Source organism: Alteromonas sp. PRIM-21 (genome assembly GCF_027563165.1).
GTDB classification, from domain to species: Bacteria; Pseudomonadota; Gammaproteobacteria; order Enterobacterales; family Alteromonadaceae; genus Alteromonas; species Alteromonas macleodii_A.
Map to the genome: position 1 here is coordinate 1 of NZ_JADOEK010000019.1, position 14,513 is coordinate 14,513.

The window sequence follows — 14,513 nt, forward strand, 5'->3', positions numbered from 1 at the left end:
GTTCGAGTGAGGTGCGCATTATACGCTGGAAGTTTTCGTTGTCAACACTTTTTGAAAATTTATTTTCTGAAGCGTTTCTTCTAAACTCCCGTCTTTACTGGCCTATATAGGTAGTAGAGACTTACTTCAGGAGGGTTGCTGTTTTGCTTTTCCCCCGAAGCGGATGCGCATTTTAGGGAAATGAGCGCTCACGTCAACACTTATTTTAAAAAAGATGAAAAAACTGAACTAACCGTCTATTTTTCATTCAAATGTGATAATTAGTAGACAATATGGACTAATTACTAATAGGATGGGGATTCAGATCCTATAAAGTAGTCGTTCTTAAAGTAGTAGTAGATGCTGCCGTTATTATATTAGTGCTTGATATTAGTTAGTGATATTGAAGCCAGCGTAAAGGAATACGTATAAGAATGTATATAAGCGTAAACGATGTACGCTTTGCGTTCTTTCTAAATGTATTAATACTGGTGGCGTCATAAATTGACTACGCAATAATTATAAAGGTGGGTTTATGTTACGAACTCTTTCATTGCTATCATCTGCAGTACTAGCTTGTCAGGTTAGTTTTGTTGCAATGGCACAAGATGCTTCTACGGGCGAAGTGATTCAGCCATCTGTTTCAACAAGCGTTGAAACTGCTGAAGAGCCAAACCGCTTTCAAACTGCCTTTCTCAAAAGACAGGTAAAACAAACCATGTCGGTAGGTAGAGCTATAAGCTCTATAGCAGGTCACTACCCTCAGGACATCGTATCTATTGTAGATATAGCGCTAGACACCTACCCAGATAAGTACAGAGAAATTATATTTGCGGCTATTTCGGCACAACCGGCCTCAACTGAAGAGATTGTTCAGCTGGCTATTGAAAAAGAAGTAAGCAGTTGCCCTAACATTGTACAGCTAGCAATAACGGCAGAACCGACTTATGTAGATTTTGTTGTGCAAGCAGCTGCGGTCTCTACGCCTGAAGAGTTAGATGAGATTGTACGCGTTGCCGTATTAACGCAACCTGATGCTGCTGACAGCATTGTGCAAACATTGTCTCAGGAACATCCAAACAAGATTGTCGATATAATGACAAGCGCGTTAAACGCCGTACCTTTTGTGGGTGAATATGTAGTAGATGCGCTTTTAGCTGTATTTCCTAATGAAGCGGAAACTGTGGTTGAGACAGCAGTACGAGAATCAGCGCAGCAACGCGAACAAGTTATGCGTATCTTGAACACCGCTCAACATGCCGGTGTGTCAGAAGACAAGTTAAAAGAATATGCGATGTCAGCAGGGCTGAGCGAAGAAGATGTTAATAGCGCGCTAAGCAATTAGTGCCTTAACTCGTAATTAATGCTTAACTGAAAACGGCGTATTGAGTGAATCAATACGCCGTTTTTGTTTGTGGCTTTGTAGTAACTTCACTTGGTATGGGGTTCGTAGTAAGTACCAGTACAACGTACTTATAGTCTTTTTAGCACGTACACATCCCCATATTGCAATTACAATGGTTAGATTTTGAAAAAGCTAGTTGTCGAAGGAATGCAGCATCGCCGCTTCTTTATATAGCATAAGCTCGGATTTTAATAAGTCGACCTTGGCTTTGATCTCTTTGATCTTTGCTTTAATCTCATTTTGCGCTCGCGCATTTAATACGAACATATCGCTGTCACCAGCATCGAATCGCGTTTTCTCTACCTTTGATAAAGTTTTTGCTAACGCAGCATTTTCGCTTTGAAGCGACACAATATCCTTTGCTTGAGCCCAGTAAATTAACGCCTGTTCAAAGCGCTGTACAATAGCTTGTTGTGTTGACGTGAGTTTGTGTGAAAGCTCTCTTTGCTTAGACTGTAATTGTGCGCGCTCTGCTTTTGCCTTTCTATTGCCTAGTGGATAAGAAAACGATAGGCCCACTTTAGTTTCTGTGCCTTCCAATGTTTCAGAGCCTGCACCCACATCTCTGGCGATAGAGGCTGTAAGGTCAAGCTTGGGGAGTAGCGCGTTGTCTGCTAGTGCAACTTTGTTTTCTACCACCTGCTGTTCTAACTTCATTACGTCTAATTCTGGGTGACTTCGAAGCGCATTACGGAGCGTTACCAACTGGCTGTTGCCAATCCAAAAGGGCCAGCTTAAATCGGTAGGTGGCTGGTCACTGTTAATTGCCAACATGTCACCCGTTGGTGAGCGCCAGTAAAAAGACAGCATTTGCGCGTGCGTATCTCGCTTTTGTTTAAGTTCGGCCAAAGTTAAACGTTGTTGAAGTAAGTTGGCTTTAAATTCCGTAAGCACGATACTGGCTAAGTCGCCCTTCTCTACCCGAGTAACCAAGGCTTTTTCACGTTCAGACGCCGTATTAAGTAACTCAGTGACGGCTTGAATTTGTAACGCACTCTCGTACCACGCAATGTACTCACTTACGCCTTTGTAGACAAAGTCGTTAATAAGGCTTGTCGCTAGTGCCTGCCACTGAGAGGTAGCTAGCCCCGCGTTGCGCAATTCAGTTCTGCGTTTATCTATCTCACGATTTTGCAAAAGCGACATGGCAACACCTACACTAGCCTCGCCGGCAGAAAGCGTATCGTAATACCCTTCATAGCTAGGAAAGTCACCCGCTGCAATGCGATACTCACCAAATACAGACGCGCTGAAATCTTCAATTGGATTTGTGAAACGCTGAGTGAGGTTGGTCCCATCATAATAACCTGACACTCGGCTTTTGGTTTTCTGTTCAATAAAGGGGTCGAAGCTGCTCCTTGCAATCTCAAGTTCAGCGGCAGCTTGATAGTTTCCTTCCTTAATTGCCTGCACATAAGGGTGATAGTTCACCATGCTATCGATTAACGCTTCGATGGTTGGCGCTTGTCTACCCTGTTGAGTTTGCACTTGACTCGTATTTTGTGTCTGCGCGAATGAACCAGGTACACTTCCACCTATATATGTAGCTAATGCAATTGCAGTAAAAAACAATCTGCGCATTACCATATTGATGCTCCTGAACCTTTTGCTCCTCCTGAAGATGACTGTTGTGTAGGTAATGGCGGGAAGTTATTTAACTGGCGCCACATTTCATAACCTAATCGCACTTCTTCTAGCAACACCCATGCTTTTACTCGGCTACCTAAACGGGCCGAACTTTCTGCTGGCCATGGAACGTCTGACTCGTCGGGTCTGATCCAAACATTAAAGTCGCCCGAGGCGTTTGCCACTGGCTCTACATATACCACTTCACCACCGAAGGTTCCTATTGCACTTCCCGGCCACCCGCTAAATTGGAAAACCGGCCAACCTTCGAACTGCAATCGCGCTTTTGCACCAGGCTTTACCAATGGTGCATCTAACCCTCTTACCGTTACCCTTACACTACGCTTGGCATCGGCAGGAATAAACTGACCTAAGATATCGCCAGATTTCACAAAAGTAGACACGCCACCCGACAGTAAACGCACCACGGTACCGTCTACTGGCGCAAACTTGGTTTGGGTAGATTGTCGAGAGAGCGTCATACTTACTTCGTTTATTTCCGATACAGATGCTGCGGCTTTTGCTCTTAGCTCCTGTACTTTGATTTCTGCTTGCTCAACTTCTTTACGAGACACCAAGCCCTGTTCCTGCAGTGACTTTTGGCGCGCCAAGTTATTTTCGGCACTTCTCACCGCCGTTTCGTTCGCTTGTTTTTTCAGGTTTGCAGCAGAAAGTTGAGATTGAAGCTTTTCAAGACGCTGAGCATCAATATCAATAAGCGTAACAATAGGCTCGCCCGCTTTTACTTGTTGACCTTCTTTTACGTGCCACTTTTTAACCTGCCCATCAACAAGCGCATTAATTGGTTGAGTTCGGTCTTTAGGATCGAGCGAGTCAACCATACCTGTACCATAGGCGGTCTGGATCCAAGGAGTAAAGTACAGTATCAACCCGGCAGCCAGTACCAAGAAAATTATTACACCAGTAACGACGCGGTGGAGCTTGGGCACTTTTAAAGAGGGTAACGATGTAATGTTGTCTAAAAAGCGACGTTCTGCGTTATTCACTTACTCACCCTCCTTATCATTTATCTGTAAGTTATTACCTTGTTCGTTATTAACGTTAGCACTTTCATGCTCTTCACCAGCTGGCGTCTCGCTAGCGCTATATTTGTTTAACATAGCCGTGGCATTATCGTGTAGATGAAGCACACCTTCGAAGCAGTCTGTTATTGGCATATTGGTAAAGTACATCACAGTGAAATCGTACTTGCTTAAACGTCTCAGTAGCCTTGCTCTTAAATCGACAGGTATGGCATCAAAGTGCTGGTTTAATACAAGAAGTTTGGGCTTACCTATAATAGCGGCAGCCAGTTTAAGCAGTAAAAATTCTAGCGGCTGTAAAGGCGCCCCTAATACCGACACTTTGGTCTGCAGGCCTTCCGGTAAGCTATCGATAACCTTCGTCATTTCAACTTCTTCAAGGGCTGCGCGAATATCTGCAATGCTCGCGTCGGGATGAGCCAGTTTCAAGTATCGCTCGATAGACACTTCAATAATTAAAGAGCGATCTAAAATAGTTACCGCCTGCCTTAACTCATGGGTGTCATAATCGTTTAGGCTAAATTCACCTAATAATATATCGCCTGACTTCACACGGTCGTATTGCTTTACCAGCCCCAACAGTTGCTTTTGAACCCAGCTTTTATCAGTAGTAACGAAGTACTTAGTACCTGGCTCGAACACAACGTTTAAATGGCAGGTATCGTTGCCGTGTTTAAGCTCTACATTGTTAAACACCAACTTAGACGATGCTGGAATGTGCTCTGAAGCATTTAGCTCTTCCTGGGGCATAGCTAAAGCACCACCTAATTTTTCGGCCGCACCATATAATTCATAATAAAGCTTTAAGTACTGAGTAAAGCGGGATAAACCAAAGAACACGGCAGACATCACCAACTCGGCTGCGACCAGCTGACCAATAGACAGTTCTCCTTGCACAACAAGGACGCCACCAATACCAAGTAGCGACGCACTTGCCACCGCATACATTAATAGAAACATTACCACTTGCGCGAAAGTGTAATTAAAGTGACTTTTGTGCTTTTTCACATAGTTACTAATATAGCCTTCGGTACTGCGCCCGGCATATTCCACGTGATCCGCCGATTTAAAAAACTCGTGCGCAATAGCAATGTCGTGCAGCCACTTAGCGGAATCATACTTAGCATGAGAAAGTTCGATGGCCGTGCGTTTAGCGCCCCGCCCCCAAATCTTCCATACGGCATACATAGTGAGCAGAAGTACTACGTTAAACGCAAAAAGCGCAGGATGATAAAACGAGACAAGCGTGAAGCCCACCAGCATTTGCAGCACCAGAGCAAAGCCGTCGATCATCAGCGAAGGCATGTTCTTTTGAAACGTCATAATATCGAAGTAACGCTGGGTAATACTTACGTTCTGACGACCTTCGAAAAAGCTGTGCGGGGCAAGAATAGTTTTAAGCCCTAAATCTGCGGTAAGACGTGCATAAACTTTGCGCTCGTAAAACTCCATTACGCGCATACGAAGTGCGCTGAACACACCTGATATAAACAAGGTAAGAAACAAAATAACGGCGAGGATGATAACCGCACGGGTTGAGCCAATATTGGCAATACTGTTTATTAACGTTTGGACTGCTATAGGTACTGCCAGTGTCATCAAACTAATTGCAACGCCATAAGCGATTGCAACCCAAAAAAAGCCAGCCTCAGGTTTCAATAACGAAAACAGTGTTTTTCGCGTTTTACGTAAGTTTATTGTTTTAGCCATAGTTATGTCTTCAATATACCGCTAGCTTAGAAAAGTTAGTTATGCGTTGTTATAAATAGCATATGCAACAACACTTATAGTGTATTGCAATGGCTAGTAAGAATAAATCTGTTATATTCTTAATACTTCATCGAAAATAATTGCGTTTACGAATTATGGGGTCAGAGTACATTTCTCTACACGTTTAACAGGTTGCTTAAAGTATGCATCACCTAAACTACCATCACTTATATTATTTTTATCTGGTTGCCCGCGAAGGTAGCATTGCTAAAGCCGCTAAGTTACTCCACGTTACTCCGCAAACGGTAAGCGGGCAGCTCAGTACGTTTGAAAGTCAGCTTGGCTATTCACTGTTCGACAGAATAAACAAGCGGCTGTACCTAAACGCACGGGGTAAAGTAAGTTATCAGTATGCCAGCGAAATATTTCACAAGGGTAACCAACTGGCTGAAATACTTAACAATAGCGATGAAGTGAATACGAAGGAATTCGTAATAGGTATTACAAATGGTATTCCAAAAGTGCTTTTTTATGACTTTGTGCACGACACTATGCGCAAGTTCTCGCAAGTAAAGTACGTAGTTAAAGAAGATAGCTTTGATGGTTTACTGAAAGAACTGGCTATAAATGCCATCGACTTTATTGTTGCAGACAGAGGTATAGCGCCCGGTACTCAAATTAGCGCTAACAGCTACTTCTTAGGGGAAAGCTCTTTAAGCTTTTTTGCTAAGTTGCCCCTTAGTGAAGGGCTACAGTTTCCTGACTGTTTAAACCAAATGCCGTTGCTTATTCAAGGTAACACGTCGGGCATACGCCAAGCACTTACAAGCTGGCTTGAAACCGAACAGCTTTACCCCAAAATCGTGGCCGAATTCGATGATACAGCGCTGCTAAAGTTATTTGGCAGCGAGGACTTCGGCGTATTCTGTGCCCCTTCAGCTATATCAAAACATGTAGAAGAACAGTATGGCGTGCACTGTATAGGTAATGCTAATACGCTCAATGAAAGATATTACGCTATCACGGGTAAAAGCCGTGCTGACTATACGATTAGTGAGGCGATAGTGGAATCGGCACGCGGAATTTTAGCGTGACGCTCTGAGTTTTGGTGAATGATGGGGGCAGGAATGTACTCTGACCCCATAATTTACAGCATGCTCTTCCCGGTTGTGTGTGAGTAAGCTTAATGGCATGGGTTGAATTGGCGCGGATTTTATTTTGAATTTGTGGTTTGGGAAGTTTTTTGTAAATGACCTTTGATGATTAGAGATACCGCAGCATTGACAGGATAGGTATTGGGTTTGTCTGCTTGTCAGACTTTGGAGCTACAAGCGTTAGTTATGAACTGAATAGAGGACGCGATTGCAACTGTTTATTTTTTAAACTATTGTTATAGCTAAGTTTAGCTAAGTCTATGAGGGGTCTTGAATGCAAGCTAATATGCATGAAGCAAAAAGTAAGTTATCCCAACTTGTCGAACGAGCAGAGACCGGTGAAGAAGTTGTTATCGCCAAGTCTGGAAAACCAGCTGTGAAGCTAGTGCCTTTTAAAACAGAAAAAAAACGCACTTTTGGGCAGTTCAAAGGTCAAGTTCATGCAACCGAAGACTTTGATTCGAAAGAGGTTAACGAAGATATAGCAAATATGTTCGGTTTATAATTAAAAGATTCTTGCCGGATACCCACGTTTTAATTTGGTAAATGAATGGAAATGAGCAATTAGGTCTTACTGCTCAGAAGCATATCTTAAATACTGAAAACGATATTTATATCAGCGCTGCGTCTGTTTGGGAAATGTCGATAAAGCAGCAGCTGGGAAAACTTACGATACCAGATGATATTGAGTCGCTTATCGAAGAGTTAGGTTTTAGCGCCTTACCTATCAATTTATTTCACGGCCAGCAAGCGGGGAGATTGCCAATGCACCACCGTGCTCCATTTGACAGAATGCTGATTGCCCAAGCTCAAGCCGAAGGACTGCAAATCACAACGAAGGACGAACATTTTCCCGCTTATGGGATTAGATTGATTAACGCTTTAAAGTAAGTTAGTGGCCGGGAAGGTATTTGATTATAAGGTCAGAGTATTTACTCTGACCCCACAATTTAAACTAGTCAGCGTTGAACAGGTCGCGGCTGTATACTTTATCTAGTACGTCTTCGATATCGCCCGTTACACGGTTGGCTACGATAACGTCAGAGATTTTCTTAAACTCTTCTAGGTCGTTTACTACGCGTGAGTTAAAGAAATCTTCTTCTTTTAGTACTGGTTCGTAAACAACAACTTCAATACCTTTCGCCTTAATACGCTTCATAATGCCTTGAATCGCGCTTGCACGGAAGTTGTCTGAACCAGACTTCATGATAAGGCGATAAATACCTACGATTTTCGGCTGGCGGCTAACTATTGAATCAGCAATAAAATCTTTACGTGTACGGTTAGCATCAACAATCGCTTGAATCATGTTATTAGGTACATCGCTGTAATTAGCTAGGAGTTGCTTAGTATCTTTAGGAAGACAGTAACCGCCATAGCCAAAGCTTGGATTATTGTAGTGGCTGCCGATGCGAGGGTCTAAGCTTACACCTTCAATGATTTGTTTTGAGTCTAACCCATGGCTTTCAGCATAGCTGTCTAATTCATTGAAGTAAGCAACACGCATCGCTAGATAAGTGTTCGCGAATAGCTTGATAGCTTCTGCTTCAGTGCTGTCGGTAAACAACACATCAATTTCTTCTTTAATTGCACCTTGCTGAAGTAACTTCGCAAAAATTTCAGCTCGCTCAGTTCGCTCACCAACGATGATACGACTAGGATAAAGGTTGTCGTAAAGCGCTTTACCTTCACGCAAAAATTCGGGTGAAAAAATGATGTTCTCTGACCCGAAACGCTTCTTTGCATCTCGGGTGAACCCAACAGGAACCGTAGATTTAACAATCATTACCGCATTAGGATTAATTTCCATTACTGTTTTGATAACGGCTTCTACACTACCTGTATTAAAGTAGTTCGTTTGCGGGTCGTAATCTGTTGGTGTTGCGATTACAACATAGTCAGCATCTTTATACGCTTCTTGCGCGTCCAGCGTCGCAACTAGGTTCAACTCTTTCGTTGTTAGATATTCGGCTATTTCTTTGTCTTCAATTGGAGACTTCTTATTATTAAGCATCTCGACTTTTTCTGGGACTAGGTCGACCGCTTTCACTTCATTGTGTTGTGCAAGTAGCACTGCATTTGAAAGCCCTACATAGCCTGTGCCTGCTACAGCTATTTTAAGCTTCTGCATAGTACTATCCATTTAAATTCTCTCCAGTTTTGTACAAATAATTTACGAAAGCTTCATTACTATCATTGCATAGTAATTTTAAACAATGATGAATACTACGGCTAACTCGCCTAATTTTTTAAATAGTTTATCAAAGCTCTGTTTGATGCACTATGCATCAATTATGCCTGGTGCGTCACTTTTCTAATTCTACTGCACTTCTTATCGAAAAGTTCTCACGCTTTAGCGTAAGATTTGGATTATAAGCGGGGTCGTTTGCAATGAAGTCACTCCACGATGTTTGGAGGTAAGCTAATTCGCGATTAAAACGCGCCGCTTTTTCAGGTGAAATATCTAAGCCTCTGCTGACCGATTCATGATGGTACAGCTCTGCTTCTGCGCAGTAGACATTATTAACGCCCAAGCCTTTAACCTTCAAACAAAAATCTACATCGTTAAAGGCAACAGAAAGGTCCTGTTCATTTAAACCGTTTACGGCCTCGAAATGCGTGCGTTTAACTAGTAAACACGCTGCGGTTACGGCGCTATAGTTGTTTGTAGCGACAATCCTGTTTAAGTAACCAGTATGAAAGCGAGGAAAGTTCTTGTGAGCGTGGCCAGCGCCACCTCCGTAGCCTAAAACAACGCCAGCGTGTTGTACCCGTGTATCAGAATAAAGCAGCTTTGCACCAACACAGCCAACATCTTTGCGCTCTACATGGCCAACCATATAGGTAAGCCAATCCGGCGATATAACCTCAATATCGTTATTAACTAACCCAAGAATGGAGCCTTTTGCATGTTCAACACCGAAATTATTAATTGCCGAATAATTAAATGGCGCCGGGTAACGAATAACTCTTACTTTTTCCAATGTGTCTAGATAACTAAAATACTCAATACTTTCCTGTTCATCAGAGCCATTATCAATCAGCAATATTTCGTAATTTTGGTAGGTAGTTTTCTCTAGAATTGACTCGATGCATGCTTTCACCAAAGCTTTCCCATTTTTTGTGGGAATAATCAAGCTTACCAAGGGATTACTATTGGGCCAGCACACGCGGTTTACGCTAAATTGCTCGTCAAGTTCGACTTTCGCGTTTGTATGTTTTTCTATCACTGTTTTAACGCGCTCTAGCGTGTTTGATTCACCTTTTTTATCGGGTGATTGGTGCACCAAGGGCAGCGGCAAATGATTAATAGCCAAACTTTTTATAGTGAGGGAAAGCTCTGTAACTATCTCTGCAATTGTTGTTTGGTTAGTAATGTGTAGCGACTTTAAAAGTGCTGTTTTGATCATTACCCCAGTATTAATATAAGCGGTAGAGAATTGAAGCTCAGGGTTCCAATCGGGTAAGAATCGTGGCGATGACTTAGCCCCATTAATATTAAGTTCGTCCGTATCACAATAAACTAAGTCGCGTTCTTGCAAAGCATCACATAGGTGGCCAATAGCAACTTCCTGTAATGAATCACCACCGTTAAGTAATAACGTAGGAATTTGGTCATCCAGTCTAGCAATATTCTTTTCTAACGTACTTTTATCTATATCGCCCACAATAAAGCAGGTTTTAACACCAAGCGCCTTAAGTCTTTCTTCAGTTACGCCTTGGCTGTCGGTGCCAAATACTATAGCTTGCCATCCATCAACCTTACCTGCTGGCTTTGAAAAAACAGACTCATTTACTTCAAGCCAATAATTGTATAACGCCTGCGTTTGTTTAGGCGTTGGAGCATCGAAAAATAGCCCCGACTTTCTTACCGACCTTACATACAAGCCAGTTAAACGCTCGTTTTGTTTGAGCTTGTTTTTTAAGTTTTTAGGAATAAGTTGAAGGGCGGCACGCACTGACCGCATAGCAATTTTTTTCATGTAGACTATTTAGGGCCTTAAAAATAAAGAAAGCCGCTTTATTTAAAGCGGCTTTCTAGTTTAACACTTGTAAGTTTGTATGGGTATCAGCGTCCGGTACCTAAGCGCTCACCTTGATAACTTCCATCAAGAACCGCTTTCCACCAGCCTTCATTCGCTAAATACCATTCTACGGTTTTACGAATACCGCTTTCGAAGGTTTCTTGTGGCTTCCATCCTAACTCACGCTCTATTTTACTGGCATCAATAGCGTAGCGCATATCGTGGCCCGGACGGTCTTGAACGTAGGTAATTTGCTCAGCGTATTTGCTATCTTTTGGCTTAACTTCATCCAGAATTGAACAGATAGTTCGCACAACTTCAATGTTCTGCTTTTCGTTGTGACCACCGATATTATAGGTTTCACCGATTTCGCCGTTAAGCGCAACTACCACCAATGCTCGTGCATGGTCTTCAACATACAACCAATCACGAATTTGGTTACCTTTGCCATATACAGGTAGCGGCTTTCCAGCTAGGGCATTTAGAATAACCAACGGAATAAGCTTTTCCGGGAAGTGATACGGGCCGTAATTATTTGAGCAGTTAGTTACAAGCGTTGGTAGCTTGTATGTGCGAAGCCACGAACGCACTAGCTGATCTGAACTTGCCTTACTTGCTGAGTAAGGCGAACTTGGTGCATACGGGGTAGTTTCTGTAAAGAGTGGAAGCTCTGTGCCTGGTTCAACTTCATCTGGGTGAGGCAGGTCACCGTATACTTCGTCGGTTGAAATATGGTGAAACTTAAACCCAGCTTTCTTATCGCCCTCAAGTTCAGACCAATATGCTCTTGCTTGTTCAAGCAAGGTATACGTGCCAACTACATTAGTTTGAATAAACTCGCCTGGGCCATCGATAGAGCGATCTACATGAGATTCTGCCGCAAGGTGCATGATGATATCTGGCTGGTGCGTATTGAAAACGCGCTTTACTTCTTCAGCATCACAAATATCAACCTGTTCAAAGCTGTAGCGGTCGCTATCTGAAACAGGTGTTAGTGATTCTAAATTACCCGCGTAAGTTAGCTTATCTAAGTTAACCACAGTGTGGTCTGTGTCGTTTATAAGATGGCGAACTACTGCTGAGCCAATAAAGCCCGCGCCACCTGTTACTAAAATCGTTTTACTCATTTTCTGTTTACCAAAAGTATAATCTTGTTCTTGTCGCTTACGCTTTCAATTCGTCTAACATGCTGGCTAATTGCTTGCGCCAGTGAGTAGGCTTACACGCCGCAAACGCTTCGCGTGCGGTTTGCTTGTCTAATACACTGTAATGCGGACGTTTTGCAGGCGTTGGGTATTGGCTTGACGGAATAGGTAATACTGGAATCGATTTATCTAGCAAACCTTTCTCAACACCTAGCTCTTGAATAGCTAGCGCAAAGTCGTACCAACTAGCGACGCCTTCATCAGTCCAGTGATACACGCCACTGGTTTTATTCAAAGCGGCAGAAACACAAGCTTCAGCTAAACCTTTAGCCCATGTAGGCGTACCAATTTGGTCATCTATTACGCCCAACTGAGGCTTATCTGCCATCAAACGCAGCATGGTTTTCACAAAGTTATTACCATGCGAAGAGTAAACCCAAGCAGTACGAATTAGGCAACTGGCATCAGGTAGGATCTCAAGCAGCGCTTTTTCGCCTTCTGCTTTCGACTTGCCGTAAGCACCTTGTGGTTCAATAGGGTCGTCTGTTAAATAAGGTGAACCTTTGTGGCCGTTAAATACATAGTCGGTAGACACATGAACCATAAAAGCGCCGTTTACTTTACAGAATTTTGCTAGATTCTCGACAGCAAACACATTGATGGCATTACACGCTTCAGTATCTTCCTCTGCCTTATCAACAGCGGTATAGGCAGATGCGTTTATTAAAACATCAACCGATAAAGGCGATAGCGTTTCTTCAACATTAGAGGCGTTCGTAATATCAATATCATCACGCCCCAAAAACGAAACTTGATGCTCGCTATTTTCTAGTTCACGAGAAAGTTCGAAAGCTAACTGCCCAGACTTACCTATAATTACAATATTCATTAGTCGCTAGTACTCAATACAATTAAAACGTAGGTGCGTCTATGAATGCCAAACCCGCTTCATCTTTGCCTGATAAAGACGGCTTCTTGCCATTTACTAATGGCCAGTCGATATTCAATGTAGGGTCGTCGTGCTTAACTGATATTTCAGATTCCGGGTGGTAATAGTCTGTGCACTTATACACAAACTCGGCAGATTCGCTGGTTACATAAAAGCCATGAGCAAAACCGGCAGGCACCCACAATTGTCGTTTGTTCTCAGCTGATAATGTCACCCCGACCCACTTACCGTATGTAGGTGAGTCTTTACGCATGTCTACGGCTACATCGTACACTTCACCGCTAACTACACGTACTAATTTGCCTTGGGTTTGCTCCATTTGATAATGAAGACCGCGAAGAATACCTTGGCTAGATTTAGAATGGTTATCCTGAACAAAATCTACATCTGCACATTCTTTCTTAAACCAGTCGGTGCGAAAGGTTTCTAGAAAAAAACCGCGCTCGTCGCCAAATACTTTAGGTTCGATGATTTTAACGTCAGGGATGGCTGTTTTAATTACTTGCATTTACTTTCCGTACAAATGTGCAAATGAATATAAGAAGAAAGGTGGCAAAGCCACCTTTTTTGAACTTAGATATAGATTAAACTTTTACTCTGTCCTTTAGAACTTTCAGAAGGTAATCGCCATACCCACTTTTCTTAAGTGGTGCGGCTAACTTTTCAAGCTTCTCAGCGTTGATATAGCCCATTCTATAAGCCACCTCTTCTGGGCAGCACACTTTTAGGCCCTGCCGTTTCTCAATAGCTGCCACGAAATTTGCGGCGTCTAGTAGCGAGTCAAGCGTACCTGTATCCAACCATGCTGAACCGCGGCCCATTAACTCTACTTTCAAACTTCCATCTTGAAGATATAAGTTGTTCAAGTCGGTAATTTCTAGTTCGCCTCGATGTGAAGGCTTAACCTCTTTAGCAAAATCCACTACGCGGTTGTCGTAGTAGTAAAGGCCAGTTACCGCATAGTTTGATTTAGGAACGGCTGGTTTTTCTTCAATAGAGAGAGCATTCCAATCATCATCAAAATCTACCACACCATAGCGCTCAGGATCGTTAACGTGATAACCAAATACAGTAGCACCTTGCTCTTGCTTAAACGCATTCTGCAACGATAGTTTTAAGTCGTGGCCATAGTAGATGTTGTCACCCAAAATAAGTGTGCATGGAGAACTACCGATAAAGCTTTCGCCAATAAGAAATGCTTGAGCAAGGCCATCGGGCGAAGGTTGAGCTGCATATTGAACATTAATACCCAAGTCACTACCGTCGCCAATTAACTCAATGAAACGGCGCTGCTCTTCTGGTGTGGTGATAATTAAGATATCGCTTATCCCCGACATCATGAGTGTAGCCAAGGGATAATATATCATCGGTTTATCGTACACCGGCATTAACTGCTTGCTCACCACTTTCGTTAATGGATGCAAACGAGTGCCCGAGCCACCGGCTAAAATTATGCCCTTCCGTTTCATACTTATTC

General features: G+C 42.8%; 13 protein-coding genes. 4 read left to right on the top strand and 9 right to left on the bottom strand.

The features are described 5' to 3' along the window. Positions 1-514: 514 nt before the first annotated feature. Positions 515-1,324 (top strand): hypothetical protein, encoded by an 810-nt coding sequence (locus IW644_RS18595; RefSeq protein WP_269918853.1) that lies wholly within the window; start codon positions 515-517, stop codon positions 1,322-1,324. Between the two features lie 192 nt (positions 1,325-1,516). On the opposite strand, the gene IW644_RS18600 is transcribed toward IW644_RS18595, so the two are convergent. Genes IW644_RS18600 through IW644_RS18610 form a run of 3 tightly spaced genes read right to left on the bottom strand, consistent with a single transcriptional unit; the run spans position 1,517 to position 5,763 of the window. Then, positions 1,517-2,971 (bottom strand): TolC family protein, encoded by a 1,455-nt coding sequence (locus IW644_RS18600; protein WP_269918854.1) that lies wholly within the window; start codon positions 2,969-2,971, stop codon positions 1,517-1,519. Beyond that, positions 2,965-4,017, bottom strand: a complete 1,053-nt coding sequence (locus IW644_RS18605; protein WP_269918855.1) for an HlyD family secretion protein — start codon at positions 4,015-4,017, stop codon at positions 2,965-2,967. Before IW644_RS18605 ends, IW644_RS18600 begins: the two co-directional genes overlap by 7 nt. Continuing rightward, positions 4,018-5,763, bottom strand: a complete 1,746-nt coding sequence (locus IW644_RS18610) for an ABC transporter transmembrane domain-containing protein (protein ID WP_269918856.1) — start codon at positions 5,761-5,763, stop codon at positions 4,018-4,020. It lies immediately after the preceding gene. Between the two features lie 203 nt (positions 5,764-5,966). On the opposite strand from IW644_RS18610, the gene IW644_RS18615 reads away from it, so the two are divergent. From IW644_RS18615 to IW644_RS18625, 3 genes are all read left to right on the top strand, one after another. Beyond that, positions 5,967-6,857 carry a LysR family transcriptional regulator gene (locus tag IW644_RS18615; RefSeq protein WP_269918857.1) on the top strand — a complete coding sequence of 297 codons (891 nt, stop codon included), beginning with the start codon at positions 5,967-5,969 and terminating at the stop codon, positions 6,855-6,857. A gap of 334 nt (positions 6,858-7,191) precedes the next feature. After that, positions 7,192-7,422 carry a type II toxin-antitoxin system Phd/YefM family antitoxin gene (locus tag IW644_RS18620; RefSeq protein WP_269918858.1) on the top strand — a complete coding sequence of 77 codons (231 nt, stop codon included), beginning with the start codon at positions 7,192-7,194 and terminating at the stop codon, positions 7,420-7,422. Between the two features lie 41 nt (positions 7,423-7,463). Next, positions 7,464-7,808 (top strand): type II toxin-antitoxin system VapC family toxin, encoded by a 345-nt coding sequence (locus tag IW644_RS18625; RefSeq protein WP_269918859.1) that lies wholly within the window; start codon positions 7,464-7,466, stop codon positions 7,806-7,808. Between the two features lie 64 nt (positions 7,809-7,872). Here the strand turns inward: IW644_RS18625 and IW644_RS18630 are convergent, their stop codons facing one another. The 6 genes from IW644_RS18630 to rfbA all read right to left on the bottom strand — a co-directional run bounded on the left by IW644_RS18630 (position 7,873) and on the right by rfbA (position 14,505). Next, on the bottom strand, positions 7,873-9,060 hold the full coding sequence (locus IW644_RS18630; RefSeq protein ID WP_269918860.1) for a nucleotide sugar dehydrogenase: 1,188 nt from the start codon (positions 9,058-9,060) through the stop codon (positions 7,873-7,875). 163 nt (positions 9,061-9,223) lie between these two features. Further along, the gene (locus IW644_RS18635) at positions 9,224-10,900 is read right to left on the bottom strand and encodes a glycosyltransferase family 2 protein (RefSeq protein WP_269918861.1); all 1,677 of its coding nucleotides are present in this window, start codon (positions 10,898-10,900) and stop codon (positions 9,224-9,226) included. Between the two features lie 86 nt (positions 10,901-10,986). Continuing rightward, the gene (gene rfbB, locus IW644_RS18640) at positions 10,987-12,069 is read right to left on the bottom strand and encodes a dTDP-glucose 4,6-dehydratase (RefSeq protein ID WP_269918862.1); all 1,083 of its coding nucleotides are present in this window, start codon (positions 12,067-12,069) and stop codon (positions 10,987-10,989) included. Between the two features lie 37 nt (positions 12,070-12,106). Beyond that, a complete protein-coding gene (gene rfbD / locus IW644_RS18645) occupies positions 12,107-12,976 on the bottom strand; it encodes a dTDP-4-dehydrorhamnose reductase (RefSeq protein ID WP_269918863.1) in 870 nt (289 codons plus the stop codon). Positions 12,977-12,998: 22 nt separating this feature from the next. Then, entirely contained in the window at positions 12,999-13,544 is a 546-nt protein-coding gene (rfbC, locus tag IW644_RS18650; protein ID WP_269918864.1) for a dTDP-4-dehydrorhamnose 3,5-epimerase, read from the bottom strand. A 76-nt stretch (positions 13,545-13,620) separates the two neighbouring features. Next, positions 13,621-14,505, bottom strand: coding sequence for a glucose-1-phosphate thymidylyltransferase RfbA (rfbA, locus tag IW644_RS18655; RefSeq protein WP_269918865.1), 885 nt, complete (start codon positions 14,503-14,505; stop codon positions 13,621-13,623). Between the last annotated feature and the right edge of the window lie 8 nt (positions 14,506-14,513).